Genomic DNA, 24,013 nt, shown 5'->3' on the forward strand with positions numbered 1-24,013 from the left:
GAAAGTCCTCTTGGAGAGGCCGGTGGCCCGCCACAGGAGTCGATCACGGAGCGCGTCGTACTTGCCATTGGCCCGTAAGACGCGACCTGCGGTTGGTGATCAAGAACGCGATCCCCTTGAAGCGTTGCACTGGACAGGCCATTTCAAGGTAACCGGGTTTTTCCGGTCACCTCAACAGGTCAGGAAGCGGCCGTCCCTGGGACGACGCGATGACGCGCTCACCCCGGTCCGCTGAATGGTTTTTGAGTACCCTGAAGTTCTTGATGGCGACCTGATGAAGGTTGTCCGCGTCGATGATGATGGAAGCGTCTTCGTTCGCTATCAGGATGATAGCTGCGCGACGGTCACCGGCTTGACCACGTTGCCGAAGCGGGGAGACATTCTTCTTATGGGCAACGGCTTTTGGCGGGTCGCCCCGCCCGAGGCGTGGAAGGAGAACAGCGAGGTCGGGATCGTCCGCCGCGTACTCGATGACGGTGGCCTAGTCGTGGAGACCGCCGGTTTCCTCAGGACGGTCAGAGCCACCGAGGGAATAAACTGCATCAAGGGCCACGCCATTGAGTTCAACACCGTGGAGGGCGTCCTCCGCATCCTATCAGAAACCCCGATCACCAGGCTGCGCGAAGAGCTTGAGGCCATAGACGAGCCGACGCCCGCGAAGGTTGTGCCTCGCGCCGGTACACCCAAACTGGGGTTTGCCGATTTTGGGGGCTTTGGGGATGTGGTCGCCGAGGCCCGCGAATTGGTCGAGTCGCAGTTTCGCTATCGCAAATACGCTGACCAAATCGGTGTCCGGCCGCTCCGGGGCGTGCTGTTCACCGGTCCGTCCGGGGTCGGAAAAACGCATCTAGCCCGCATCATTGCCCGGGAGACCGACGCTGAGTTTCACCTAGTCGATGGCCCGTCCCTGGTAAGCAAATGGGTTGGTTCGTCCGAACGGGCGCTGAGGGAAGTCTTTGCCCGAGCGGAGGCGGCGGCGTCCGGAAGGGCCATCATCTTCTTCGACGAGATCGATAGCATCGCCGAACGGCGCACCGACCACTCCAGCGAGACCTCAAGCCGCATGGTCGGCCAGCTTCTCACTCTAATGGACGGCTTCCGGCGGGACTCGGCCGTGATCGTGCTCGCAGCGACGAACCGGCCGGAGGCCTTGGATCCCGCCATCTTACGAGCCGGGCGATTCGACCGTCACGTGGCGTTTCGGGTGCCAACGGAATATGACCGTCGTGAGATACTGAAGGTGGGGGCCCGTCCCCTGCAGACCGATACAGACCTTCCGTTCGAGGATATCGCCGCCCTCACCGTCGGCTGGTCTGCGGCCGACCTCGGCCTGATCTGGACCGAGGCGGGCATGGTGGCCGCGAGAGACGAACGAAGCCGGATCTCCGCAGAAGATATGGTGGTGGGATACGAACGCGCCGCCCGAAGGGTCGTGATCGCCGTGCCGGAGACTGTCTGATGATCCCGTTCATCGCCTGGCCGAAACTCCGGCGACCCCGCGAAACCGATCTCGCCGCGACTGAGCGCGAGCGCCCGCCGCTCCGCGAGTTCGTCTATCTCGACGAGGGCAGCCTACGCAGTCTGCTTTCATCCCAGACCGGCGAGATCAAGGAGACGGTGTCCGAGCAGACCCAGGCCGCGCTTCTGGACGAATTCCAGATGAAGGCCGGCGGCGAACTTCCCCTGACGGTTAAGGCGGAAGCGGCCTACAGGCTGCAGGCCACCAACAGCAGCTCGCTCCAGACCTCGCGCAAGGCGACCGTTCAGTCGTGGTTTCGGGAGCTCCACGACCGGAGCGAGCTACGCCTGATCAGCGCTCTCCAAAGCGTTGAGCCGGTCGCGCGCCTCGAAGACTTCGTCGGGCTGGGGGAGCCTTCCATCGCGGTCGTCTCGGGGCAGCTCGAGCGCGGCGTTTTAGCCGAGTTCCGCGTGCGTCTCGCGGCCCATCCCGCCTTCCACCTGACAACCATGATGACCGAGTTCACCGGGATGGCCGAGGACTACGGCGGGTTCGTGCCCGATGCCTCCGTGATGTCCTTCCGGGAAATCCAGCCGATGGTGAAGGTGCTGCAGAGAATGATGGCAGGGCTGATCCCGATCACGGCCGAGGCCATCGATCATGTGGTCGTCGATATCGACGGGACCGATTACGTTGTTCACCGCAACGCGATCGCGGGTCTCGGGGTGGAGACCCGCCCTTTGGTGATCGCCGGCGTGACGGAACTGCAGGCCTACTGGAAAGACATCCGTCACCTCCTGTTCTCCAGCGCGGAGTTCACCCTCCTTTGCCGAGTCTCGCGCTCGGGCCTCCAAACCGACTGGACGCCGGTCAAGCTGGTGGACCTGTTCGACAAAGTGGCACCTGACTTCGCGCGTCAGATGAGCGTCGCTTGGACGATCCCGTTTGGGACTGGCAGCAAGGTTGAAGCTGTGCCCGTAGAAACGTCGCCCAAGGCCTCGCCCCTTGAGAGTGCCCTGTTCCACTATGCGACCGCGCTGCTCGAGCGTCGAAAGTCGGGCCGATCTGCAGATGAGCTGAACAAGATCGCACTGCAAGTATCCGTCGAAATATCGAGGCTCGCCACGCGCACCGGGTCCGTCTCCGATCAGAAGAGCGCCTTCGCAGCAATTCGCAACGTTTTGGTGGATATCGCTGGCGTCCGGGTCACGGGGCAACAAGACCTCAAACTCCGAGACGCGGCGCGCACAGCGGCCGGCCTCACCCTGTTTCCATCCCTTGAAACGTCCAGCGCGCAGGCTACTCCGAGCGCCCTTCCCACTCTGGAGGAAACCCGCGCCTATCTCGATGTCGAAGTCGTCGCCATTTACTGGTGAGCTCGGGTACCCGATCCGGGCTCAGACCACGCGGAAAATGCGTAGAGGATTGCGACGATCAAGCGGTTCGGTCCTGGCGGTCCTGACACAGATCGTCCAGATCGAGGTCTAGCGAAACTCGACCTTTCAGGGCCAACAGGCGACGGCTCCAGTCCGACTGGGGCAGGATTTCATGCGCCGCAAGATGATCCTCCATCAAACCCCGTCCGGTCGTGTCCGGGGGCGCCGCCGAAGGGCGCGTGGGTGGGGCGGCGGTGATCTTGCGCCTATCGGTCATAGCGGGAGGATGCCATGGAGCGTCTGCGCCGTCGATGAGCGCCCTTGCACCATCGCCCCGGCTTGATATGAGCGGGCCATGGCCAGCATCACCTATATCGAGCATGACGGAACCGAGCACGTGGTCGACGTGAAGCCGGGGCTTTCCGTCATGGAGGGCGCGATCCGGAACAATGTGCCGGGGATCGATGCGGATTGCGGCGGGGCCTGCGCCTGCGCCACCTGCCATGTCTATGTCGATGAAGCCTGGCGCGAGGCGACGGGCAAACCCTCGGCCATGGAGGAGTCGATGCTGGACTTCGCCGAGGAGGTCGAGCCCAACAGCCGGCTGTCGTGCCAGATCCGGGTGTCGGAGGCGCTGGACGGCCTGGTCGTGCGCCTGCCCCAAAACCAGCACTAAGAACCCGCCCCAAGACCCCGTACTGAGGTCAGGCCGCCCGGCGCCTTTGTCGTCGGCGCGCGTTGCAGGACGGCAGTGTTTCCAAGGCCGAGTTTCCCCATGCGTCTGTTCGGATCCAAGCCCGCCCTGCCCGCCGATCGACGCGGCGAGGCTCGTCGCACCGTCAATGCGCGCGGCGTGGTCAGCGCGGCGGGGCTGGAGACGGTCTGCGTCATCGTCGATCTGTCGGACACGGGAATGCGGCTAAGGCTGGACCGCAGCGCGGCCCTGCCGGCCCAGGTGGTGGTGATCGATGTGGCCGAGGGCCTGGCCTATGAGGCGACCCTGGTCTGGCAAAAGGGGCAGGAGGCGGGTCTGAAACAGACGGGCGCCAAATCCCTGCGCGGCCTGGCGCCCGCCCGGCTGGCCGGGGCGCGCGACGCCTGGGTGAGGGCCGGGGGCCGCTAGGCCTACATCCCCGCCGGCATGGCCCCGGCGTTGATGGCGATCCGGCCGATCAGCCCCTTGACGATCAGGTCCAGGGCCGAGCCCTCGCGATAGTCGGCGGCGGCGACGAAATTGACCCGATCCTCCGAGATCAGGGAATAGACCTTCTTCTGGTCCTTCTCGTTCGAGCGCGGGTCATAGACGGCGATCGAAAAGCCGCCCTTGGTGTGCATCATCTTCATGGTCGGCACGTCCGTGTCGCCGTCGCCGATGAAGATCATCCGGTCGAAGGGGACCGGCCGCTGGTCGTCGGGGATGAAGTGGTTGATCCGCTCGTGCTCCCAGTGGTTCTTCACCCCCTTGTTGATGCGGAACAGATACTGGGTCTTGGTGGTGTAGTTGACGCCGACCGCCGGCCAGGCCGCCTCGCCCTTTTCGTCATAGACATAGTGGGAGGCGAAGACGTGGGTCAGGGCGGGCCGGATCGGCGTGCCGTCGATCATCTCCTCCAGCCCGGCCGAGACGATATAGTGTTCGATCTCCAGCCCGTATTTGGCCCCGAAGGCGTTCATCCGGTCGAACCAGCTGAGGTCCTTCAGACCTTCGAACAGGGCCACCGCCTCGCCGTGGCGACGCAGGGTCTCGCGCGTCACAGGGGCGCCGTTCTGGCGCGCATGGTGCAACATCAGCTGCATGTACATCAGTATGCCGTCGCCGTCGGCGTCCTTGGTCAGGGCCTCGGCCTCGCCCCAGAAGGCGCCGACGTCCATGCCCACCGAAGGGATGAAGCTGACCTCCTGCATGTTGCCGCGCGCCAGGGTGCCGTCGAAATCATAGATCAGGGCGGTCTTGAGCGGGGGCGCGGCAGAGGGGGCGTCGGCCATGGGCGAGGTCCGGAAGAGCGGCAGGGAACCCCGCCCTCTATATCAGCCGGCCTCCTGCGTCGATCTCCGCCTCTGGCCGAAGGTCGGGGCCGCCGCCTTCTGCTCGGCCCAATAGTCGGCCCCGGTGGTCGGTTTGAACATGGTGCGGGGCGTCCCGTCCTTGGCCACCACAGCGAAGGTGTTGGTCGAGGCCTGATAGATCAGGGTGTCGCCGTTCGGCCGTTTCACCGTCTCGGCGTCGCCGGGCGGCCGGGTGGTGAAGGCGGTCACCTTGTCCAGATAGGCTTCGGCCGAGGCCGCGCCGAAATCGGCGCCGTTGCGCGCATAGAGGCGGGCGATCTTGGCGTCCACCGTTTCCCGCCGGCTGGCGGTCAAAACCGGCTTGGCCGTTTCCGCCGCAGTCGCCTCGACCGGCGCGGAGGACGGGTCGCCGGCCCCGACGGGCGCCGACGCCGTCCGATCGCGCGTCTGCACCGCCGAACTGTTGTCGCAAGCCGCCAGACCCATGAGGCCGCACAGCATCAAGCCAAACGAGACCGGAACGGCCCCTCTTATCCTCAGCGCGATCATCTTCCCCTCCGACACTCGCTTAAGGCGACGTAAGCACAACTCTATTGTTCGCGCAATGTTCTTTTTGATCGTCTCGACGCCGTCGCCTGAGACCGCTAGAGCGGGGCCATGGACATGCGCGCGCTTACCGACCGAAAGGTGCTGTTGATCGTCGGCGGCGGCATAGCGGCCTATAAGGCGCTGGAGCTGGTGCGTCTGATCGCCAAGGGGGGCGGCGAAACCCGGGTGATCCTGACCGAAGCGGGGGCCGAGTTCGTCACACCCCTGTCCCTGGCGGCGCTCAGCGGCCATCCGGTGCGGTCCGGCCTGTTCCACCCGGACGACGAGACCAGCATGGGCCATATCGAGCTGTCGCGCTGGGCCGATCTGGTGGTCGTGGCGCCGGCGACGGCCGGGCTGATCGCCAAGGCGGCCAATGGGATCGCCGACGACCTGGCCTCCACCACATTGATCGCCACGGACAAGCGGGTGCTGCTGGCGCCGGCCATGAATGTGCGGATGTGGGACCACCCGGCGGTCCAGGCCAATATGGAGCGGCTGAAATCCTTCCCCGGCTTCCACGGCGCGGCCGTGGTCGGACCGGATGAGGGCGAGATGGCGTGCGGCGAGTACGGACCCGGCCGAATGGCTGAGCCGGCGGCCATACTGGAGGCGATCCAGGGCCTGCTGGGCGGCCCCCGGTCACTGGCGGGCCGGAAGGCAGTGGTCACGGCCGGCCCCACCTTCGAACCGATCGACCCCGTGCGCGGCCTGACCAATCGCTCCAGCGGCAAACAGGGCTACGCCGTCGCCGCCGCCCTGGCCCAGCGGGGGGCGGAGGTGACGCTGGTGTCCGGCCCCACCGCCCTGTCCGCTCCGCCCGGCGTCACTCGGATGGAGGTGGAAAGCGCCCTGGAGATGAAGGCGGCGACGCAAGCCGCCCTGCCGGCCGACATCGCCGTCCTGTCCGCCGCCGTGGCCGACTGGCGTGTGGACACCGTCGCCGGGGGCAAGATCAAGAAGGGGCCGGGCGGGCCGCCGACGCTGGCCCTGATCGAGAACCCGGACATTCTGGCCGGGGTCGCCGCGCCGGGACCGAACCGGCCCGCCCTGGTCATCGGCTTCGCCGCCGAGACCACCGATCTCGAGGCCAACGCCCGCGCCAAATTGTCGAGGAAGGGCTGCGACTGGATCGTCGGCAACGACGTCTCGGACGAGGTGTTCGGATCCGACGGCAACGCCGTTCTGCTGGTCACCGCCCAGGGCGCCGAGGTCTGGCCCCGCCAATCCAAGACCGCCGTCGCCCAGGCCCTAGCCGACCGTATCGCCGACCATTTCAAGAGCGCCCAATGACCGAAGCCGTCTCCGTTCAGATCCTGCGCCTGCCCCACGCCGAGGGCCTGCCCCTGCCCGCCTATGAGACGGCCGGGTCGGCGGGCATGGACCTGCGCGCCGCCGTGCCCGAGGACCAGCCCCTGACCCTGGCGCCGGGCCGGCGCGCCCTGGTGCCAACGGGGCTGAAGATCGCCCTGCCTTTGGGCTATGAGGCCCAGGTCCGCGCCCGCTCGGGCCTGGCCCTGAAGCACGGGATCATCTGCCCCAATGCGCCGGGCACGATCGACAGCGACTATCGCGGCGAGTGCGGCGTCATCCTGGCCAATATCGGCGATGAAGACTTCGTCATTCGCCGGGGCGAACGCATCGCCCAGCTGGTGATCGCCAAACACGAACGGGCGGACTGGATCGAAGTCGAGACCCTGGACGACACCGCGCGGGGCGCGGGGGGGTTCGGTTCGACGGGGCGGTAGGGCTCACCTGAAGGCGGGACCACGGCCTCAGGCCGGCCTTGTCGGAGACGGCGCCGCCCCGGCGCGCTGATCCGATTGCGCGCCGCTCAGGCCGTCGCGGCCACGGCGGCCTCGCCTCGCACGGCCGCCTCCAGCGCCGAGGCGAGGCGCGCCGGGTCGATCGGCTTGGTGACGAAGTCGTCCACCCCCACCGTCGCCCAGGCCGCGCGATGGGTCTCCAGGGCGTTGGCCGTCAGGGCGATGACCGGCGTGCCGGCATTGGGCCCGTCCGAGCGAATGGCCCGCGTCGCCGTCAATCCGTCCATAACCGGCATCTGCATGTCCATCAGAATGGCGTCGAACCGGCGCAGGGCCGCCGCCTCCACAGCCTCCTGACCGTTTTCGGCGAAGGTCAGGACACACCCCATGGGCTCGAGCAGCAGGGCCACGATCCGACGATTCACGGGGTGATCGTCCACCGCCAGAATGTCCAGCCCGTGTGCGAAGGTCGAGGGTGCGCTGACCGCCAGGGTCGCCGAGGGGGCGGCGGCGATCCCCATCGGCAGATCGACCGTGAAGATCGAGCCTTCTCCCAATCGACTTTCGACCGACACGGACCCGCCCATCAGCTGGGCCAGTTTGCAGGTGATGGCCAGGCCGAGGCCTGAGCCCCCGTGCCGGCGCGTCACCCCCGCGTCGACCTGTTCGAACACGTCGAAGACATAGGGCAGGCGGTCGTCGGGAATACCGCATCCGGTATCGGTCACCGCGACGGTCAACCGGCCCAGGGCGGCGTTCCAGCGGGCGCGGACCTCGATCCGTCCCGTCGCCGTGAACTTGACGGCGTTCGAGACGAGATTGAACAGAATCTGTTGCAGCCGCAGCGGATCGGTCCGCACGTGGCGCGGCAGGTCGTCAGGCAGGGAGACCTCAAAGGCGACGCCGGCGGCCTGCGCCTTGGGCGCCCACATCCGCTCGAGAGCCTTCAGCTTGTCCACCAGATCGACGGGCGCCTCTTCCAGCTCCATCTTTCCGGCCTCGATCTTCGAAAAGTCGAGAACGTCGTTCAACAGGCCGATCAGAACCTCGCTGGCGTCCTTGAGCATCACCACGTGCTCTTTCTGCGCCGGATCGAGCTGGGACCGTTCCAACAGATTGGCCGAAGTGACCACCGCATTCATGGGGGTGCGGATTTCGTGGCTGACCACGGCGAGGAAGTCGGATTTGGCGGCGCTGGCCACCTCGGCCCTGCGGCGCTCCTCCTGAGCGCGGTCGTTGGCGATCTGAATGGCGCGGTTGGTCTGTGAACTCTGCCGCACCGCGACCAGCAGATGGGTCATGTACAGGACGCAACCCACGGCCACGAGAAGATCGGTAGGCTGGCCCAGGACATAGCCGTGGATGACGGGCAGGGCCAGAAAATAAACGACGGGCGGCGTGGCGGCGCTGATGAGGATTTCACGCTCATGATAGAGGTGTATGGTCACATGAAGCAGCGCCCCTGCGATTAGGATGCTGCCGAACACCATCTGGGACCCACCCCCGTCCGCCCACAGATAGGCGGCGATGGCGGAATAGAAGACGCTGTTGACGAACAGGCTGATGCAGGCGGCGATCCTGAGCCCCCGCGAGGGCGTTCCCCCTCCCAGCCTGCGGATGGCGCCGAAGACGATCCAGTCGGCCGACTGTCCGGCGAAGACCAGCGCCAGCCAGATCGCCGGCCATTTCGACGGCGCTAGCGCCCAGACGGTGCAGGCGATGAAGACGGCGAAGCCGACCCTGACCTTAATTTCGCGTTGCCTGGCCTCGGCGATCCGTGCGTAACGCGCGTGCATTCTTGTGTTTCTCCCGGCCTGCAGCATGCACGGGATTCCCTAACCGCGGCTTTCGCCGGGCCGAGGGACACTACCTAGGGTCGGAGGGTCGCCCCTGCGCGTCTCACACCTTCGACAGGATCAGGGTTCCGTTGGTGCCGCCGAAGCCGAAGCTGTTGGACATGACGTGGGTCAGCTCGCCCTCGTGGCGCTGACGCAGGATCGGCATGCCCTCGAAGGCCGGATCAAGGGTCTCGATATGGGCGCTCTCGGCGGCGAAACCGTTCTGCATCATCAGCAGGCAGTAGATGGCCTCTTGAGCGCCCGCCGCGCCGAGCGAGTGGCCCGTCAGGGACTTGGTCGAGGAGATCATCGGCATCTGATCGCCGAAGACGGCGCGCACGGCCTCCATTTCCTTCGAATCCCCGACCGGGGTCGAGGTGCCGTGCGGGTTCAGATAGTCGATCTTCGGGTTGCCGGCCTGTTCCAGCGCGATCCTCATGCAGCGCTGGGCGCCCTCGCCCGAGGGGGCGACCATGTCATAGCCGTCGGAATTGGCGCCATAGCCGGTGACCTCGGCATAGATGGTCGCGCCGCGCGCCTTGGCCCGCTCGTATTCCTCCAGCACCACTATGCCGGCGCCGCCGGCGATGACGAAGCCGTCGCGGTTGACGTCATAGGCGCGCGAGGCGACCGAGGGGGTGTCGTTGAAGTTCGACGACATGGCGCCCATGGCGTCGAACATGTTCGACATGGACCAGTCGATGTCCTCGCAGCCGCCGGCGAAGACCACGTCCTGCTTGCCCCACTGGATCTGTTCGACCCCGGCGCCGATGCAGTGGGCGGAGGTCGCGCAGGCTGAGCTGATCGAATAGTTGACGCCGCGCATCTGGAACCAGGTCGACAGCACGGCCGAGGGGCCGGACGCCATGGCCTTCGGCACCGCGAACGGCCCGATGCGCTTGGGCGAGGTCTTTTCGATGGTGGTGGCGGCGGCCTGAAGAATGACCTGGGTCGAGGGGCCGCCCTCGCCGACGATCAGGCCGATGCGGTCGTCCTTGATCTCGTCGGCCGTCATGCCCGAAGATTTCAGCGCCTCTTCGAAGGCGATGTGGGCCCAGGCCGTGCCGTTGGCCAGGAAGCGGGCGGCGCGGCGGTCCACCAGTTCCTCCCACGGGCCGATCTTGGGCGGGGCCCAGACCTGGCTGCGGAAGCCGTATTTGGCGTGATCAGGCGCATGGACGACGCCCGAACGGGCTTCGCGCAGGGACTGGGTCACCTCTTCGGCGCCGTGGCCGATGGAAGAGACGATGCCCAGGCCGGTGACGACGACACGACGCATGGTGTTTCCTTACTCTAGCTTCTCGACCCTGGGGGTCTTCCGCGCTGTCCGCGGTTATATAGGTGTTCAGGCACCCGCCTGCTCGTCCTTGGCGGCGCCGAAGAGTCCCACCCGCATGTCATTGCAGGTGTAGATGACCTCGCCGTCGGCCTCCAGCACGCCGTCGGCTATGCCCATGACCAGTTTGCGATTGATCACCCGTTTCAGGTCGATCTTGTACACGACCTTCTTGATGTCCGGCGTCACCTGGCCGGTGAACTTGACTTCGCCGACGCCGAGCGCTCGGCCGCGGCCGGGCCCGCCGATCCAGCCCAGATAGAAGCCGACCAGCTGCCACATGGCGTCCAGACCCAGGCAGCCGGGCATGACCGGATCGCCGATGAAGTGACACTGGAAAAACCAGAGGTCGGGATGGATATCCAGCTCGGCCTCCACATAGCCCTTGCCGTGGGCGCCGCCGTCGGCCGTGATCTGGGTGATCCGGTCGAACATCAGCATAGGCGGCGCAGGCAGTTGGGCGTTGCCGGGACCGAACAGTTCGCCGCGCCCGGAGGCGAGAAGGGCCTCGTGATCGAAGGACGAGGGATATTGGGACTGGGTCAAGGCGATTCCGTCAGGTCTGCTGTTGCCTGCGGGTTACACGACCGCGCCGCTTCGCTCAACAGCGGCGGTCATCGACCCTTCAGCCTCGACCGGTTCCCGCAGGCCGGTTGGCGTTGCATAGCGCGCGTTGCTGGACGCCGAAGACGGCCCTTTCCTGAATCCAGCCGCGCAGGCGGCGCGCCCGCACCCGGCACCAGCCGTCCTCACATTCGTCCAGCGACACCAGGGACCGGGGCGACAGTCGCGCACGGACCGCCGAGGCCTGGGACTTGCCGGCGTGGATCATCACCTCTTCGGCCGAGGTGTTGAAGACATAGCGGCGGCCGGAAGAGACGGTGCGGTGAATCCAGGCTACGGCCCCGTCCGGATCGCAGATCTTTCGCCATTCGGTCGTCTCGGCGATCACCTGGACCGGCAGGCCGGCGGCGCGATACTCCCACAGGATCGGATAGTCCAGCCCCGGCCCCTGGCGGGCGCGGACGTGGGAGGACTTCAGCGAGATCCAGCGCGGCACCTCCAGCCCCGTCGGGGTGGGGCGCCCATCGGGCATGGTCGCGCCGGCGCCGGCCATCACCCCTAGGCCCAGAACGGCCAGGGCGACGGCGGTGCGGCGTCGCAGGCTTTGGAAGATGGCGGCGGCTTTGCTAGACACAGTTGGAACGACCCGTCGCGCGGGCTTCGATCCTGAACCATCGCCCGCTAACCAAGGCCCGCAATGTCCGTTCGCAAGCTTAAGGTCGTATTAACCAGACGCCTGCCGGACGCGGTCGAAACGCGGATGCGCGAACTGTTCGACGCCGAGCTGAACCTTAAGGACCAGCCGATGGACCGGGCGGCGCTGGAGGCGGCGGTTCAGCGGGCGGAGGTCCTGACGCCCACCATCACCGACCTCATTGACGCAGACCTGATCAACGGCGCCGGCGAACAGCTGAAGATGATCGCCAACTTCGGCGCCGGGGTCGATCATATCGACGTCGAGGCGGCCGTGGCGCGCGGCATCATCGTCACCAATACGCCCGGCGTCCTGACCGAGGATACGGCCGACCTGGCCATGAGCCTGATCCTGGCCGTCAGCCGCCGCATCGTCGAAGGGGCCCAGGTGGTGGCCGAAGGCCGTTTCGAGGGCTGGACCCCGACCTGGATGTGCGGGCGCAAGCTGTGGGGCAAGCGGCTGGGGATCGTCGGCATGGGCCGGATCGGCCAGGCCCTGGCCCGTCGCGCCAAGGCCTTCGGCCTGCAGGTGCATTACCACAATCGCAAGCCCGTCTCGGACCTGATCGCCGAGGAGCTGGGCGCCACCTATTGGGACGACCTGGACCAGATGCTGGCGCGGATGGACATCGTCTCCTTGAACTGTCCAGCCACACGGGAGACCCATCATCTTCTGTCGGCCGAACGCCTGGCGCGGCTGCAGCCCCATGCCATCCTGATCAACACCGCGCGCGGCGAACTGATCGAAGAGGCGGCTCTGGCCCAGGCGGTGGCGGCGCGGGCGATCGCCGGCGTGGGCCTGGATGTATTCGAACATGAGCCGGCCATCCATCCGGGCCTGATGGGCCATCCCAACGTCGTCCTCCTGCCCCACCTCGGTTCGGCGACGCTGGAGGCGCGCCAGGACATGGGCGACCGGGTCATCGCCAATGTCATGACCTTCCAGAACGGCCATCGCCCGCCCGACCGGGTCATTCCGGCGATGCTTTAGGACCTGCGATTTCACAGGACTGTCGGGGGGGCCTCACACCCCTGTCGAAAACGCCGATCACTGGAGGAACCGCCGCGATCAGGGATCGTTTCGGCGGCCTGTAAGGGAAGCGTGCGTTGGACTCCTACTATTGTATCGTCAACCTGCCGGGTGTTCCGGTGCGTGACATCTGCGTTCTGAAGGCCGAGGACGATCGCGCCGCCGACCGGGCCCTGGCCGATGTGGCGGCGACTTGGCCGGGATTCGAAACTCTTTGCCTCTATTGCGGCGAGCGGCTGGTGACGGTGCTCAGCAATCCTGCCCTGGGCTTCGCCGCTCCCCTGCCCGAGTTGGCCCTGGACGACGTGCGGTTCGAAACCGCCGCCTGAGTCGGACAAATCAGCCGCCGCAAACCGGGCATGCGGGATCAGGCGCGATCCGCACCGTTCGCGCCGTTCCCGCCAGGCCGTCATAGATCAGCAGCCGCCCCTGAAGGCTCTGACCCGCGCCTACGATCCATTTGATCGTCTCCAGGGCGGCCATCGAACCGATCACCCCCGCCAGGGCGCCGACGACCCCCACACGCGCGCAGGTCTCCGCATCCGGCGGAACCTCGGGCGTCAGGCACTGATAGCAGGGCCGACCCGCAAACACCCCCACCTGACCGCTCCACCGACCCAGGGCGCCCGAGACCAGGGGCTTGCCCGCCGCAACACAGGCGGCGTTGACCGTATGGCGCGTGGCGAAGTCGTCGGTCCCGTCCAGAACCAGATCGAAGTCGGCGATCAGGCGCGCTGCGTTTTCGGGCGTCAGACGTTCGGCGAAGGTCTGGATCGCGACATGCGGATTGAGGCCGGCCAATCGGTCCCGCGCCGCCTCCACCTTGGCCCGACCCACGTCGGCGGTGGCGAAAAGGATCTGACGCTGAAGATTGGACAGGGCCACGACGTCGTCGTCGATCAGGCCCAACGTCCCGACGCCCGCCGCCGCCAGATAGAGGGCGGCCGGCGCTCCGACCCCGCCCGCGCCGACGACCAGGACGCGGGCGCGCTTCAGCGCCTGCTGCCCCGGCCCTCCGACCTCGGCCAGCACCAGATGGCGGGCGTAGCGTTCCACTTCATCGTCAGAAAAGGCCATGCCCGTCTCTAGACCGTCGGCGAGGGCGGTGGAATGGCGCGTGCGGCCCCGTCAGCGCGTCCCGTCGAGGGCCAGACGGGCGTCGGCGATCACCTGATCCACTTCGAAGGCCACTTCCGACAGGGGCCGCGTCCCGGCCAAACGGGTCAAGATCGGTTCAAGACTGGGCAGGGGGTCGATCTGGGCCATGGCCCATTGCGGAAAGAGACGCCGGTCCACCGGCGTATCGACCAGGACCCGAATATTCTGATGACGGCGGTCGGCCGCCAGCCGGCCCATCAACCGCTCCAGATCAACCCGCCCGCCTTCCAGCAGCTGGAAGAATCGGTCCTGATGCCGCAGCAGGAAACCGGTCACGTGGTCGCGCCGATTGTTCCGATCCGAGGCCCCGATGATGTCGATCAAGGGCAGAAGCCCCGCGCCCGCGTCGCCCACGGCGTCGCTGACATAGAAGATGCGAAACAAACTCATAGGGTACTCATACGCTTAACAACTCGACCGACGAAAAAGGCTCTAGGAGCGAGAGGGTTAACGAAGCCCCCTTGGTTCGACCCATCGCACACTGCGGCCGGCGCCGCTCTCGCTTAGGTTAAGGCTGACGGACGCCGGAACCTCTGCGGTAGCCAGGTAAGGCCAAGGAAATGTGACACACCCCTCAACAGGCGAGCGAGGCTTGATCGCGACGGGCCGCCGCTCCATCTGCGGACCATGACCCAATCCAATTTTCCCGACTGGCACGGCACCACGATACTGGCGGTTCGCAAAAACGGCCGCACGGTGATCGCCGGCGACGGTCAGGTCTCGATGGGACCGACCATCGTCAAGGGCGCGGCGCGAAAGGTGCGGACCCTGGCCGGCGGCAAGGTTCTGGCGGGGTTCGCCGGGGCGACGGCCGACGCCTTCACCCTGATCGAACGCCTGGAGGCCAAGCTGGAGCAGTACCCGGACCAGCTCGCCCGGGCCTGCGTCGATCTGGCCAAGGACTGGCGCACAGACCGCTATCTGCGGCGGCTGGAGGCCATGCTGCTGGTGGCGGACAAGACGTCGATCTTCACCGTCACCGGCGTGGGCGACGTGCTGGAGCCGGAGCATGGGGTCGCGGCCGTCGGTTCGGGCGGCAACTACGCCCTGTCGGCGGCCCGCGCCCTGATCGAGGAAACCGATCTGGACGCCGAGGCGATCGCCCGCAAGGCCATGAAGATCGCCGCCGAAATCTGCGTCTACACCAACGGCAATCTGACGGTGGAGACCCTGGGGGACTGACGCCGCGGGGTCACAGCACGCCGGCGACCAGGCCGAGGGCCTTCGCCTCCTGAGCCTCGATGTACCAGTTCTCCGGCGCGCGCCGAAGCACCTCGTCCATGGTGACGGCGCTGCCGCGCACCAGGTTCTCGAACCCTTCGTTCTGGATGGCGATGGAGTGCTCAAGTTCGTTCAGCATCGCCTTGACCGAGGCGATGCAGGTGGTCAGCGGCCCGGCGATGTGGAGCGTCTTGTCCATCTTTCGCTCATGGATCATCACCCGAGCGCCGCGCGTCAGATAGCGGTTTTCCACCGCAAAAAAGCTCATGAAGGTCGCGCCGGCCGAATAGATGGCGGCCTTGCCCAGAAAGACCAGCCGGCGCGCGGGGTTGATGTCGCTCTGAAACCGCACGTCCTCGCCCATCATCCGCGCCACCTCCGGATCGCCGCCCAGGGTGGACAGTTCGATCACCACCAGACCGCTGTCGGGCGCCTGGGTCAGTCGGTCGCGGAACCGGTCGTACATGGCGTAGTCTACGGCGCCGGCCAGAAGGATGCGCGGGGTGTCGAAGGCCGAGGCGTCGAGCGGACCCGAGGGGGCGGCGCCGATCATCGCGCGTCCTGGATGTCGGCGTCGTCCACCGGATAGCCTTCGGACGAGGCCCAGGACTTGGCCTCGTCCAGCGAGAAGAAGGCCCGGTTTCGCAGACGGCGCGCGCCCTGGTCGTCGATCAGTTCGCACTCATACCACCGGATGGTCCGCCGGTCGGAGGTTCTGCAGGTCCGCGTGAAGACAAGGGCGTGGGGGATCATGGCGCTGAAACGGCGACGGCCCACGCCTGTTCCGTCTGTGTAGGCGTTTTTCCTTTAAGGTCAGTATATTGCACAGGCTGAGGCAAAGACGGCGCCGCCACTCGGCGCCGGAGCATTTGCGCCGCGCCGCCCCTTGGCTTAAGCGCCCGGCATGACCGACGCCCCTCCTCGCCCCCTCGCCCGCAATCCACGCGGCTTCGCCGACAAGCGCGGCCGCGACCTGACCGCCGAACGCCGCATCGTGGCGCGCGTGTCGGAAGTCTATGAGCGCTGGGGCTTCGAGCCGCTGGAGACGCCGGCCTTCGAATACGCCGACGCCCTGGGCAAGTTCCTGCCTGACGCCGACCGGCCCAATGAGGGGGTGTTCGCCCTTCAGGACGATGCGGGTTCGGACGAGCCGGGCGAATGGATGGCCCTGCGTTACGACCACACCGCCCCCCTGGCCCGGTTCGCCGCCCAGACCTGGGAGACCCTGCCCAAGCCGTTCCGCCGCTACGCCTATGGGCCGGTGTGGCGAAACGAAAAGCCGGGTCCGGGCCGGTTCCGCGAGTTCTGGCAGTGCGACGCCGACACCGTCGGCTCGGACCGGCCCGAGGCCGACGCCGAGATCATCGCCATGGCCTGCGAAGGCCTGGGCGCCGCCGGCCTGGACGCGGGCCAGGCCCAGATCCGCGTCTCGAACCGAAAACTGTTCGACGGCCTGTTCGATGCGGGGGGGGTGACCGAGGCCGGCCAGAGGCTGACGGCCCTGCGCGCCATCGACAAGTTCGACCGGCTGGGCTGGGAAGGCGTGGTCCAGCTGCTGGGCGAAGGGCGACTGGACGAGTCCGGCGACTACACCAAGGGCGCGCGGCTGCCCGCAAAGGTCACGGGCGCAATCGAGGCCTTTCTGGCGTCCGCCAACACGCCCGGCCTGTCCCGGGCGGCGACCTTGGAGGCCGTAGCCCGGTCCGGCGACCTGGGGGCGGCGGGCGATGCGGCGCTGAGCGAACTGGCGGCGATCGACCGGGCGCTGAACGCCATGTCGGTGGGCCAGAACGCCGTGAAGTTCGACCCCACCATCGTGCGGGGCCTTGAGTATTACACCGGCGCCGTCTTCGAGGCGGAGCTGTTGCTGGAGACGACCGACGACAAGGGGCGGCCGGTGCGATTCGGCTCCATCGGCGGCGGCGGCCGCTATGACGACCTGGTCGCGCGCTTCACCGGCCAGAGCACCCCGGCGACCGGCTTCTCCTTCGGGGTCTCGCGCCTCGCCTCCGCCCTGCGCGCGGCCGGACGCGGCGCGGAGGACGCCGTGCGCGGGCCGGTCGTGGTCATCGTCTTCTCCGAAGAGGACATGGCCCACTATCTGACGGCCGTCGCCGAACTGCGCGGCGCGGGGATCGCGGCCGAACTCTATCTGGGACGGGCCGGGATGAAGGCCCAGATGAAATACGCCGACCGCCGCGGATCGCCTGCGGTCGTCATCCTGGGCGGGGACGAGATCGCCGCCGGCGAGGTCACGATCAAGGACCTGGACGCCGGGCGCGCCGCCGCCGCCGCCATCGCCGACAATGACGCCTGGAAGGCGCAACGGCCGGGGCAGATGCGTGTCGCCCGAACGGCACTGGTCGGCGCCCTTCGAGCCATTATCGAATAAGCTTCGATAAATAACTCTGAGCAGGGTGAGTTATCGACGATAAGTCGAAGAAAGTTCGATTCCGTCCCAGAAGCCCGTTGACGACCTCGGCGGGGTTGCGTCAAATGAACTCACTCGAGGGCAAGCGTTGCTCAAGCGCGCAGCACTCGAAGGCGTTTCGGGGAGGAAACGTCCGCTCTTTAAAGAGCGCGAAAGCCCGCTGCGATGTATCCCCCGCAGCGGGCTTTTTCGCGTCTGGAGTCCAGGCCGACATCGAAAATTTGCAGAAACTGTCGCGGCCATCGACCAATTTTCAGTCTGATGTGTCCAAGGGCTCATGAAAAAAGGCCGGGGCGAACCCCAGCCTTTTCCCGTTTTGCGATCCGGCGACCTACCAGATGCGGACGCGCTCTTCCGGCGTCAGATAGTATTTCGTCCCCGGCTGGACGTCGAAGGCGTCGTACCAGGCGTCGACGTTGCGCAGCGGGCCGATGACCCGGAACTGGGCGGCCGAGTGGGGATCGGTGGCGACCTGCTGCTTCAGGGCCTCGTCGCGATATTTCGACTGCCAGACCTGGGCCCAGCCGTAGAAGAAGCGCTGGTCGCCGGTCGTGCCGTCCAGCACCGGGGCCGGCTGGCCGTTCAGCGACAGGTGATAGGCTTCAAGACCCACGGCCACGCCCGAGGCGTCGCCGATGTTCTCGCCCATCGTCAGGCCCGGATTGATCTTATAGCCGGCGATCGGCTCATAGGTGGCGTACTGGGCGCCCAGACGGGCGGTCAGGGCTTCGAAATTGGCCTTGTCCTCGGCCGTCCACCAGTTGCGCAGCACGCCGTCGCCGTCGGACTTGGAGCCCTGGTCGTCGAAGCCGTGGCCGATCTCGTGGCCGATCACCCCGCCGATGCCGCCGTAGTTGACCGCCGGATCGCCGTTCGGATCGAAGAAGGGCGGCTGCAGGATGGCGGCCGGGAAGACGATCTCGTTATTGGCCGAGTTATAGTAGGCGTTGACCGTCTGGGGGGTCATGCCCCACTCGGACTTGTCGACCGGCTCGTCCAGGCGGGCCAGATCGTAGTTCCATTCGAACAGGCCGCGACGCTCGGCGTTGCCGACCAGGTCGTCGGCGCGGATCTCGAGACCCGAATAGTCGCGCCACTTGTCGGGATAGCCGATCTTGACGGTGAATTTGCGCAGCTTCTCCTGCGCGGCCGCCTTGGTCTCGTCGCCCATCCAGGTCAGGTTGTCGATCCGGTGCGACAGGGCCGTGCGCAGATTGGCGACCAGCTCTTCCATCTTGGCCTTGGATTCGGCCGGGAAGTACTGGGCGACATAGAGCCGGCCCGTCGCCTCGCCCAGCGAACCCTCGGCGAAGGAGATGGCCCGCTTCTCGCGGGTGCGCTGCTCGGGCTGGCCCGACAGGTCGCGGGCGCGGAAGCCCCACTGGGCGTCCGAGAACCGCTTGGACAGCAGGGGCGCCATGTCGTCGGCGGTGTGGAAGGCTTCCCAGGCCTGGAGCAGTTCGACCGGCGTCTCGGCGTAGATGGCCGCGATCTTGGGCATGGCCGTGTCCTGACGCACGATCAGGCGCGGAACGCCGCCCAGCTTGGCCGCGTCGAAATAGGACTGCCAGGCGAAGCCCGGCGCGTCTTCAGCCAAGCGAGCGATGGTGTATTCGTTGTAGGTGCGGTCGCGGTTGCGGTTCTCGACCGGGCTCCAGTGGGCCTCGGCGATCTTGGTCTCCAGGGCGACGATCTGGGCGGCGGTCTCGGTCGGATTGGCCCAGCCGATCATGCCCAGCATGTCGGCGACATAGGCCTGGTACTTCTCTTTCTTGTCGGCGTAGCGGGCGTCCAGATAATAGTCGCGGTTCGGCAGGCCGATGCCCGACTGACCGGTGGAGACGACGTAGCGCGTCGGCTGTTTGGCGTCGATGGTGATGCCGCTGCCGAAGAAGGAGCCGCCGAAACGGCCGACCGTCTGGCCCATGTAGACGGCCATCTTCTCATGACTGTCGGCGGCGCGGATGGCGGCCAGATAGGGTTGCAGCGGCTGGGCGTCGAGTTGCTCGATCCGGGCTTCGTCGATGTAGGAGCGATAGGCGTCGGCCACCTTGGCCTCGTCGGAGCCGGGCGTCAGATCGGTGCGCGCGGCCAGACCCAGCACCAGTTCCTTCATCCGGTTGTCGGACAGTTCGCGCAGCAGGGCGAAGGAGCCGTAGCTGGTGCGGTCCGAGGGGATGACTAGTTTGTCGACGGCCGCGCCGTTGGCGTAGCGGAAGAAGTCGTCGCCCGGCTTCACCGAGGTGTCGCGGCCGGCCATGTCGAAGCCCCAGGTCCCGTACTTGGGCGCCTGGGTTCCCTGCCAGCCCGCCGCGGTCTCTTCGCCCGAGAAGAGCGAGACGACGGAGCAGGTTTCGTCCAGGCAGGCGTGGTCGTGATCGACGTCCTGGGCCAGGGCGGCGGCCGGCAGCAGAAGGGCGCCGACCGCGGCCCCGATAAGCAGTCTTTTCATCACTCTATCCTCGGTTCCACCCCCCACGGGCGGGTCGGAGCGGACCCTAGACCCGACGCGGGGCCTGTCGCCTTAAAAAAAGTTCATGAAAGCGCCGCGACCTCTCGCCACAGGCGCCGGTTCCGGGTCACATGCCGGCAGAGCTCGGAGGGCGAATGCAGACGCACGGCGGCGACTATAAGGATCTGGTGGTGTTTCTGGCGGCCGCCGGGGTCATGGTGCCCCTGGTCAATCGTCTGAAGATCAGCCCCGTCCTGGGTTTCCTGGCCGCAGGGGTGGTGCTGGGCCCCGACGGCCTGGCGCGCTTCGCCGACCGGCTGCCCTGGCTGTCCTATTTCACCATCAGCGACCCCGGCCAGCTGGCCCAGCTGTCGGAGCTGGGAGTCGCCTTCCTGCTGTTCATGATCGGGCTGGAGCTGTCGTGGGAACGGCTGCGGGCCCTGCGACGGCTGGTGTTCGGCCTGGGGCTGATGCAGGTGGCGGCCTGCACCCTGGTGCTGGCGGGCCTGTTCATGCTGCTCGGCCAAAGCCTGGTCAGCGCGGCCGTCCTGGGCATGGGCCTGGCCCTGTCATCGACGGCGGTGGTGATGCCGGTTCTGGCCGAGGGCGGACGGTTGAAGACCAGTGTCGGCCGATCCACCTTCGCCGTCCTGCTGGCTCAGGACCTGGCCGTGGCCCCCATTCTGATCACCGTCAGCGTGATGGCGGCCCTGGCCCAGGGCGGGGGAACGCTGGACCCCGCCGTCCTGGGCCGCGCCCTGTTCACCCTGGTCCCGGCGGCGATGGGCCTGGGCCTTCTGGTGCTGCTGGGCCGGGTGGTGCTGCGGCCCATGTTCCGGTCGGTGGCGCGGGCGCGCAAGGCGGCCCAGGGCGGGGAGCTGTTCGTCGCCGCCAGCCTGCTGGTGGTGGTGGGCGCCGGCCTGGCGGCCCAGTCGGTCGGCCTGTCGATGAGCATCGGCGCCCTGGTCGCCGGGGTGCTGCTGGCCGAGACCGAGTTCCGGCGCGAGGTCGAGGTGTCGATCGAACCCTTCAAGGGCCTGTTGCTGGGGGTCTTCTTCGTCGGGGTTGGGCTGGGGCTGGACCTGGGCGCGGTGGCGGCCGATCCGGTCCTGCTGTTCGGCCTGGCCCTGGCCGTCACAGTGGTCAAGACCGGCGTCATCTTCGCCCTGGCCCGGCTGTGGGGCATGGGCGCCCGGCCCGCCCTGGAGACGGCCCTGGTGCTGGCGCCGGCGGGCGAGTTCGCCTTCGTCGTCTTCGCCACCGGCATGGTGGAGGGGATCGCCCCGCCCGCCCTGACCAGCACAGTGGCCCTGTCGGCGACCCTGAGCATCTTCTCCATCCCGCTTCTGGCCCTGCTGGGCCAGAGGCTGTCGCGCACCAAGGCCCCCGACCGCCCGACCACGCCCGAGGGCGCCGCGCCGCCGGAACAGGCGGACGGGGCGGTGATCGTCGTCGGCTTCGGCCGCGTCGGCCGCCTGATCGGCGAATTGCTGAAGGCGCACGACCAGCCCTTCATCGCCCTGGACACGGACGCCGCGGCCGTGGCGGCGGGGCGTCGGGACGGGTTCGACGTCTTCTACGGCGACGCCGGTCGGCCCGAGATGCTGTCCCATTGCGGGGTTCAGACCACCCGCGCCCTGATCGTCACCATGGACGCGCCGGGCAAGGTCGATGAGGTGGTGACGGCGGCCCGCGCCCTGCGCGAGGATCTGATCCTGATCGCCCGAGCGCGCGACGATCAGCATGCGGCGCGCCTTTACGCCCTGGGGGTTACGGACGCCGTGCCGGAGACGACCGAGGCCAGTTTGCAGCTGGCTGAGAACACCCTGGTCGATCTGGGCGTGCCCATGGGCCGCGTCCTGGTCTCCATCCATGAGAAGCGCGAACAATTCCGCAAAGCCTTCCAGGCCGCCATGCCCGCAGGAGGACGCAGTAGAACCACCCGCGCGTTGAGAATGTCCCAAATCAATACAGCCAAGCTTGAAAGTTAACCTTGAATATTTTCTCGCCTCACAGGAGAAAAATCGGCCGACCCATTTTCGTCATGGTTCCGTGATGCAAGCCGTTCCTCAGTATCGCGCCGATGACGAGGTCCGGGCGGCAACGCCTCTCTCGTCAGCTCAAGGCGCTTCACCCAAAGTCAACTCGGACCGCCTAGGCGCATCCGAAATCGCGTAGAGTTCAACCTGATTTCATGACCGAATCCGCCCTATCGACCGAAGCTGCGCCCCGCCTGAACCGTCGTCAGGCGGCCAAGGTGCGGACCCGCCAGAAGGTTTTGGACGCCGCCCGCTCCCTGTTCGCTGAGCGGGGCTATGAACCCGCCACCATCCGCGACATCGCCAAGGGCGCGGGCATGTCGACCGGCGCGGTCTTCGCCAACTTCCAGGACAAGGCCGAGCTGTTCGAGGCGGTCCTGACCGAGGACATGTCGCGCCTGGCCGAGGTGGTCGAGGCCGGGGCGCCCGAGGGCGAGCCGGTCCGCCAGCGTCTACTGGGCGCGCTGAGCGCCGGCTATCATTCGTCGCTGGAGCATCTGCCCCTGTTCCAGGCCATCGTCGCCCGATCCTGGTTCCAGCCCCTGGCGGCCGAGATGCGCGCCCGGGCCGCGACCAAGAAGCTGCTGCTGACCATCGGCGATATTCTTCAGGAGGCGGTCGCCAAGGGCGAGCTGCGCCAGGACGCCGATCTGCGCCTGTTGGTCGAGCTGATCTGGGACGCCTATCTGTCCAACTATCGCCGCGCCGCCTATGACGAATGGGACGCAGCCGCCCTGTCGGACCATATGGGCAAGCAGATCGACGTCATCCTGGCCGGGGCCCTGTCGGCCAAATAGGCCGCCTTTACCTTGTCAGAGCGCCCTTCAGGCCCGCCCGCGCCCGTCGCCGGCGGGCCTTCGTCCGTCTGGGGCCGGGCCTCGCATCGGACCGTGAAAAAACAGTCCGATGAGTCCCATCGGTCCGACGCCGTGATCGGGGTTTCGGACATCGAAAAAGACTGTCCGATGTGTCCGATGTGTCCGACGCCCTTTGTTTTAAAAGTGGATTTTTGGCGCATCGTGTCGGACAGTCCGATCGGCGTCCGGCGGGCGGGAGGCGGAGAGACGTTCAGAGCCGCACAATGTCAAAGACCGGGCCGCAAGCCTAACACGGTTTCGAGAGGCGCCGGGTCGAAGCCGCACGTGAGCGCCTGCCCCTTGAAAAGTCAGGACCTTGTCTTTGAACTTGCGAGGATCGGCCTCAGTCGCGGCGTTTCAGGGTGACGTAGAAGGCGCCGTCGCCGCCGTGGCGCCGATGGGCCGAGGTGAAGCCCGAGACCACGCCGCGCAGGGCCGGCGACTGCATCCATTCGGCGAAGGAGGCGCGGATGACCCCGCCGCCCAGCCGCCCCTGGCCGGTGATGACCAGGACCGCCCGCAGGCCCCGCGCCTGGCAGCCGGTCAGGAAGGCCCGAAGCTGGTCCTCGGCCTCGAACCGGCCGAAGCCGTGCAGGTCGATCCGGGCCTCGATCGGATCGCGCTCGCGCGACAGCCGCTGTTTGCGGCGGGGCTCCAGATCCTCAGGCGCGGGCCGGAGGCGAGAGGGCGTGGGGCGAACGGGGGGGCGCGGCTCGGACGTCGGTTCGGTGCGGGCGAACCGCGCCGGAGCGGTCTTGGCCGGCGGCTTTTCCGCGCGCGACAGAGGGCGGTCCGGGATCGGGGCGATCAGATGGGCCGGCGCCTCGGCGCCGGGCGTGACCCGCGCGGCCTTGCGCGTTCGGGGCGGCGAGACCGTGCCGGTGATGCGGTTCCAGATGCGACGGTCCTCGGGCGTCAGGCCGTTCTCGTCCCGGCCGGAACCCTTGCGCCTCATGCCGCTTCGTCGTCCTCGATAGGGTCGGCGGGACCGGGTTCATGGGCGAGGAGATCGCCCGGCTGGCAGTTCAGTTCACGGCACAGGGCGTCCAGGCTCGAAAACCGCACCGCCCGCGCCTTGCCCGTCTTCAGGACCGACAGATTGGCCACCGTGACCCCCACCCGGTCGGCCAGCTCGGTCAGCGACATGCGGCGTTCGACAAGGACGCGATCAAGCTGGACGCGGATGGCCATGAGGAAA

The 24,013-nt window shown here is 67.1% G+C and carries 26 protein-coding genes; 12 read left to right on the forward strand and 14 right to left on the reverse strand.

Annotated features, from left to right (window positions below):
- The first annotated feature begins 235 nt into the window (after positions 1–235).
- Positions 236–1,459, forward strand: coding sequence for an ATP-binding protein (locus GGQ93_RS07585; protein ID WP_183216153.1), 1,224 nt, complete (start codon positions 236–238; stop codon positions 1,457–1,459).
- Positions 1,459–2,835, forward strand: a complete 1,377-nt coding sequence (locus GGQ93_RS07590; protein WP_183216155.1) for a DUF6414 family protein — start codon at positions 1,459–1,461, stop codon at positions 2,833–2,835. Before GGQ93_RS07585 ends, GGQ93_RS07590 begins: the two co-directional genes overlap by 1 nt.
- 58 nt (positions 2,836–2,893) lie before the next feature.
- Here GGQ93_RS07590 and GGQ93_RS07595 read toward each other — a convergent pair whose 3' ends face one another.
- Positions 2,894–3,031, reverse strand: coding sequence for a hypothetical protein (locus GGQ93_RS07595; RefSeq protein ID WP_183216157.1), 138 nt, complete (start codon positions 3,029–3,031; stop codon positions 2,894–2,896).
- A 159-nt stretch (positions 3,032–3,190) separates the two neighbouring features.
- On the opposite strand from GGQ93_RS07595, the gene GGQ93_RS07600 reads away from it, so the two are divergent.
- Together GGQ93_RS07600 and GGQ93_RS16410 are read left to right on the forward strand one after the other, a co-directional pair.
- Positions 3,191–3,511 (forward strand): 2Fe-2S iron-sulfur cluster-binding protein, encoded by a 321-nt coding sequence (locus tag GGQ93_RS07600; protein WP_054764560.1) that lies wholly within the window; start codon positions 3,191–3,193, stop codon positions 3,509–3,511.
- A gap of 99 nt (positions 3,512–3,610) precedes the next feature.
- A complete protein-coding gene (locus GGQ93_RS16410) occupies positions 3,611–3,958 on the forward strand; it encodes a PilZ domain-containing protein (protein ID WP_152949368.1) in 348 nt (115 codons plus the stop codon).
- A gap of 2 nt (positions 3,959–3,960) precedes the next feature.
- Here the strand turns inward: GGQ93_RS16410 and GGQ93_RS07610 are convergent, their stop codons facing one another.
- Both GGQ93_RS07610 and GGQ93_RS07615 read right to left on the reverse strand, forming a co-directional pair.
- Positions 3,961–4,821, reverse strand: coding sequence for a haloacid dehalogenase-like hydrolase (locus GGQ93_RS07610; RefSeq protein WP_183216159.1), 861 nt, complete (start codon positions 4,819–4,821; stop codon positions 3,961–3,963).
- A 42-nt stretch (positions 4,822–4,863) separates the two neighbouring features.
- Positions 4,864–5,391, reverse strand: a complete 528-nt coding sequence (locus GGQ93_RS07615) for an S-type pyocin family protein (RefSeq protein WP_224764303.1) — start codon at positions 5,389–5,391, stop codon at positions 4,864–4,866.
- Positions 5,392–5,499: 108 nt separating this feature from the next.
- Between GGQ93_RS07615 and coaBC the strand changes: the two genes are divergently transcribed.
- Both coaBC and dut read left to right on the forward strand, forming a co-directional pair.
- Entirely contained in the window at positions 5,500–6,723 is a 1,224-nt protein-coding gene (gene coaBC, locus GGQ93_RS07620) for a bifunctional phosphopantothenoylcysteine decarboxylase/phosphopantothenate--cysteine ligase CoaBC (protein ID WP_183216161.1), read from the forward strand.
- Complete coding sequence (gene dut, locus GGQ93_RS07625; RefSeq protein WP_183216163.1) at positions 6,720–7,178, forward strand: dUTP diphosphatase; 459 nt, start codon at positions 6,720–6,722, stop codon at positions 7,176–7,178. Before coaBC ends, dut begins: the two co-directional genes overlap by 4 nt.
- An 86-nt stretch (positions 7,179–7,264) precedes the next feature.
- Here dut and GGQ93_RS07630 read toward each other — a convergent pair whose 3' ends face one another.
- The 4 genes from GGQ93_RS07630 to GGQ93_RS07645 form a co-directional block, all read right to left on the reverse strand.
- A complete protein-coding gene (locus tag GGQ93_RS07630) occupies positions 7,265–8,992 on the reverse strand; it encodes an ATP-binding protein (RefSeq protein WP_183216165.1) in 1,728 nt (575 codons plus the stop codon).
- A 103-nt stretch (positions 8,993–9,095) separates the two neighbouring features.
- On the reverse strand, positions 9,096–10,313 hold the full coding sequence (gene fabB / locus GGQ93_RS07635) for a beta-ketoacyl-ACP synthase I (protein WP_183216167.1): 1,218 nt from the start codon (positions 10,311–10,313) through the stop codon (positions 9,096–9,098).
- 66 nt (positions 10,314–10,379) lie between these two features.
- The gene (gene fabA, locus GGQ93_RS07640) at positions 10,380–10,916 is read right to left on the reverse strand and encodes a 3-hydroxyacyl-[acyl-carrier-protein] dehydratase FabA (RefSeq protein WP_152949363.1); all 537 of its coding nucleotides are present in this window, start codon (positions 10,914–10,916) and stop codon (positions 10,380–10,382) included.
- 79 nt (positions 10,917–10,995) lie between these two features.
- The gene (locus GGQ93_RS07645) at positions 10,996–11,568 is read right to left on the reverse strand and encodes an SH3 domain-containing protein (RefSeq protein WP_224761158.1); all 573 of its coding nucleotides are present in this window, start codon (positions 11,566–11,568) and stop codon (positions 10,996–10,998) included.
- Between the two features lie 63 nt (positions 11,569–11,631).
- Between GGQ93_RS07645 and GGQ93_RS07650 the strand changes: the two genes are divergently transcribed.
- Both GGQ93_RS07650 and GGQ93_RS07655 read left to right on the forward strand, forming a co-directional pair.
- On the forward strand, positions 11,632–12,618 hold the full coding sequence (locus tag GGQ93_RS07650) for a 2-hydroxyacid dehydrogenase (RefSeq protein ID WP_183216169.1): 987 nt from the start codon (positions 11,632–11,634) through the stop codon (positions 12,616–12,618).
- 116 nt (positions 12,619–12,734) lie between these two features.
- Positions 12,735–12,986 carry a hypothetical protein gene (locus GGQ93_RS07655; protein WP_054764550.1) on the forward strand — a complete coding sequence of 84 codons (252 nt, stop codon included), beginning with the start codon at positions 12,735–12,737 and terminating at the stop codon, positions 12,984–12,986.
- Positions 12,987–12,996: 10 nt separating this feature from the next.
- On the opposite strand, the gene GGQ93_RS07660 is transcribed toward GGQ93_RS07655, so the two are convergent.
- Entirely contained in the window at positions 12,997–13,734 is a 738-nt protein-coding gene (locus GGQ93_RS07660) for a HesA/MoeB/ThiF family protein (protein WP_054764549.1), read from the reverse strand.
- A 51-nt stretch (positions 13,735–13,785) separates the two neighbouring features.
- Positions 13,786–14,205 carry a BLUF domain-containing protein gene (locus tag GGQ93_RS07665; protein ID WP_183216171.1) on the reverse strand — a complete coding sequence of 140 codons (420 nt, stop codon included), beginning with the start codon at positions 14,203–14,205 and terminating at the stop codon, positions 13,786–13,788.
- Positions 14,206–14,442: 237 nt separating this feature from the next.
- On the opposite strand from GGQ93_RS07665, the gene hslV reads away from it, so the two are divergent.
- Entirely contained in the window at positions 14,443–14,997 is a 555-nt protein-coding gene (gene hslV, locus GGQ93_RS07670; protein WP_152949360.1) for an ATP-dependent protease subunit HslV, read from the forward strand.
- A 10-nt stretch (positions 14,998–15,007) separates the two neighbouring features.
- Here the strand turns inward: hslV and GGQ93_RS07675 are convergent, their stop codons facing one another.
- Together GGQ93_RS07675 and GGQ93_RS07680 are read right to left on the reverse strand one after the other, a co-directional pair.
- Positions 15,008–15,589: a peptidase S14 gene (locus GGQ93_RS07675; RefSeq protein WP_152949359.1), complete on the reverse strand. Its 582-nt coding sequence runs from the start codon at positions 15,587–15,589 to the stop codon at positions 15,008–15,010.
- Positions 15,586–15,813 carry a hypothetical protein gene (locus GGQ93_RS07680; RefSeq protein WP_224761157.1) on the reverse strand — a complete coding sequence of 76 codons (228 nt, stop codon included), beginning with the start codon at positions 15,811–15,813 and terminating at the stop codon, positions 15,586–15,588. The genes GGQ93_RS07675 and GGQ93_RS07680 overlap by 4 nt, the downstream gene beginning before the upstream one ends.
- A gap of 127 nt (positions 15,814–15,940) precedes the next feature.
- Between GGQ93_RS07680 and hisS the strand changes: the two genes are divergently transcribed.
- Positions 15,941–17,428 carry a histidine--tRNA ligase gene (hisS, locus tag GGQ93_RS07685; RefSeq protein WP_183216173.1) on the forward strand — a complete coding sequence of 496 codons (1,488 nt, stop codon included), beginning with the start codon at positions 15,941–15,943 and terminating at the stop codon, positions 17,426–17,428.
- 370 nt (positions 17,429–17,798) lie between these two features.
- On the opposite strand, the gene GGQ93_RS07690 is transcribed toward hisS, so the two are convergent.
- Complete coding sequence (locus tag GGQ93_RS07690; protein WP_183216175.1) at positions 17,799–19,919, reverse strand: M13 family metallopeptidase; 2,121 nt, start codon at positions 19,917–19,919, stop codon at positions 17,799–17,801.
- 155 nt (positions 19,920–20,074) lie between these two features.
- On the opposite strand from GGQ93_RS07690, the gene GGQ93_RS07695 reads away from it, so the two are divergent.
- Positions 20,075–21,910 (forward strand): cation:proton antiporter domain-containing protein, encoded by a 1,836-nt coding sequence (locus GGQ93_RS07695; protein WP_183216177.1) that lies wholly within the window; start codon positions 20,075–20,077, stop codon positions 21,908–21,910.
- A gap of 203 nt (positions 21,911–22,113) precedes the next feature.
- Positions 22,114–22,755, forward strand: coding sequence for a TetR/AcrR family transcriptional regulator (locus GGQ93_RS07700; protein ID WP_054764542.1), 642 nt, complete (start codon positions 22,114–22,116; stop codon positions 22,753–22,755).
- Positions 22,756–23,158: 403 nt separating this feature from the next.
- On the opposite strand, the gene GGQ93_RS07705 is transcribed toward GGQ93_RS07700, so the two are convergent.
- Positions 23,159–23,770, reverse strand: coding sequence for a Smr/MutS family protein (locus GGQ93_RS07705; RefSeq protein WP_183216179.1), 612 nt, complete (start codon positions 23,768–23,770; stop codon positions 23,159–23,161).
- Positions 23,767–24,006 carry a helix-turn-helix domain-containing protein gene (locus tag GGQ93_RS07710; RefSeq protein ID WP_183216181.1) on the reverse strand — a complete coding sequence of 80 codons (240 nt, stop codon included), beginning with the start codon at positions 24,004–24,006 and terminating at the stop codon, positions 23,767–23,769. The genes GGQ93_RS07705 and GGQ93_RS07710 overlap by 4 nt, the downstream gene beginning before the upstream one ends.
- Between the last annotated feature and the right edge of the window lie 7 nt (positions 24,007–24,013).

This window comes from Brevundimonas aurantiaca (genome assembly GCF_014199955.1).
GTDB classification, from domain to species: domain Bacteria; phylum Pseudomonadota; class Alphaproteobacteria; order Caulobacterales; family Caulobacteraceae; genus Brevundimonas; species Brevundimonas aurantiaca.

What these genes read in the sequence shown, in the direction of transcription:
- hisS (WP_183216173.1), top strand. Translation starts at nt 15,941, where the DNA reads ATGACCGACGCCCCTCCTCGCCCCCTCGCCCGCAATCCACGCGGCTTC.
- GGQ93_RS07630 (WP_183216165.1), bottom strand. Translation starts at nt 8,992, where the DNA reads ATGCACGCGCGTTACGCACGGATCGCCGAGGCCAGGCAACGCGAAATT.
- GGQ93_RS07590 (WP_183216155.1), top strand. Translation starts at nt 1,459, where the DNA reads ATGATCCCGTTCATCGCCTGGCCGAAACTCCGGCGACCCCGCGAAACC.
- GGQ93_RS07695 (WP_183216177.1), top strand. Translation starts at nt 20,075, where the DNA reads ATGCAGACGCACGGCGGCGACTATAAGGATCTGGTGGTGTTTCTGGCG.
- GGQ93_RS16410 (WP_152949368.1), top strand. Translation starts at nt 3,611, where the DNA reads ATGCGTCTGTTCGGATCCAAGCCCGCCCTGCCCGCCGATCGACGCGGC.
- GGQ93_RS07610 (WP_183216159.1), bottom strand. Translation starts at nt 4,821, where the DNA reads ATGGCCGACGCCCCCTCTGCCGCGCCCCCGCTCAAGACCGCCCTGATC.
- GGQ93_RS07650 (WP_183216169.1), top strand. Translation starts at nt 11,632, where the DNA reads ATGTCCGTTCGCAAGCTTAAGGTCGTATTAACCAGACGCCTGCCGGAC.
- GGQ93_RS07690 (WP_183216175.1), bottom strand. Translation starts at nt 19,919, where the DNA reads ATGAAAAGACTGCTTATCGGGGCCGCGGTCGGCGCCCTTCTGCTGCCG.
- GGQ93_RS07710 (WP_183216181.1), bottom strand. Translation starts at nt 24,006, where the DNA reads ATGGCCATCCGCGTCCAGCTTGATCGCGTCCTTGTCGAACGCCGCATG.
- hslV (WP_152949360.1), top strand. Translation starts at nt 14,443, where the DNA reads ATGACCCAATCCAATTTTCCCGACTGGCACGGCACCACGATACTGGCG.
- GGQ93_RS07595 (WP_183216157.1), bottom strand. Translation starts at nt 3,031, where the DNA reads ATGGAGGATCATCTTGCGGCGCATGAAATCCTGCCCCAGTCGGACTGG.
- GGQ93_RS07675 (WP_152949359.1), bottom strand. Translation starts at nt 15,589, where the DNA reads ATGATCGGCGCCGCCCCCTCGGGTCCGCTCGACGCCTCGGCCTTCGAC.
- GGQ93_RS07700 (WP_054764542.1), top strand. Translation starts at nt 22,114, where the DNA reads ATGACCGAATCCGCCCTATCGACCGAAGCTGCGCCCCGCCTGAACCGT.
- GGQ93_RS07665 (WP_183216171.1), bottom strand. Translation starts at nt 14,205, where the DNA reads ATGAGTTTGTTTCGCATCTTCTATGTCAGCGACGCCGTGGGCGACGCG.
- GGQ93_RS07705 (WP_183216179.1), bottom strand. Translation starts at nt 23,770, where the DNA reads ATGAGGCGCAAGGGTTCCGGCCGGGACGAGAACGGCCTGACGCCCGAG.
- coaBC (WP_183216161.1), top strand. Translation starts at nt 5,500, where the DNA reads ATGGACATGCGCGCGCTTACCGACCGAAAGGTGCTGTTGATCGTCGGC.
- dut (WP_183216163.1), top strand. Translation starts at nt 6,720, where the DNA reads ATGACCGAAGCCGTCTCCGTTCAGATCCTGCGCCTGCCCCACGCCGAG.
- GGQ93_RS07660 (WP_054764549.1), bottom strand. Translation starts at nt 13,734, where the DNA reads ATGGCCTTTTCTGACGATGAAGTGGAACGCTACGCCCGCCATCTGGTG.
- GGQ93_RS07585 (WP_183216153.1), top strand. Translation starts at nt 236, where the DNA reads ATGGTTTTTGAGTACCCTGAAGTTCTTGATGGCGACCTGATGAAGGTT.
- GGQ93_RS07615 (WP_224764303.1), bottom strand. Translation starts at nt 5,391, where the DNA reads ATGATCGCGCTGAGGATAAGAGGGGCCGTTCCGGTCTCGTTTGGCTTG.
- fabB (WP_183216167.1), bottom strand. Translation starts at nt 10,313, where the DNA reads ATGCGTCGTGTCGTCGTCACCGGCCTGGGCATCGTCTCTTCCATCGGC.
- GGQ93_RS07600 (WP_054764560.1), top strand. Translation starts at nt 3,191, where the DNA reads ATGGCCAGCATCACCTATATCGAGCATGACGGAACCGAGCACGTGGTC.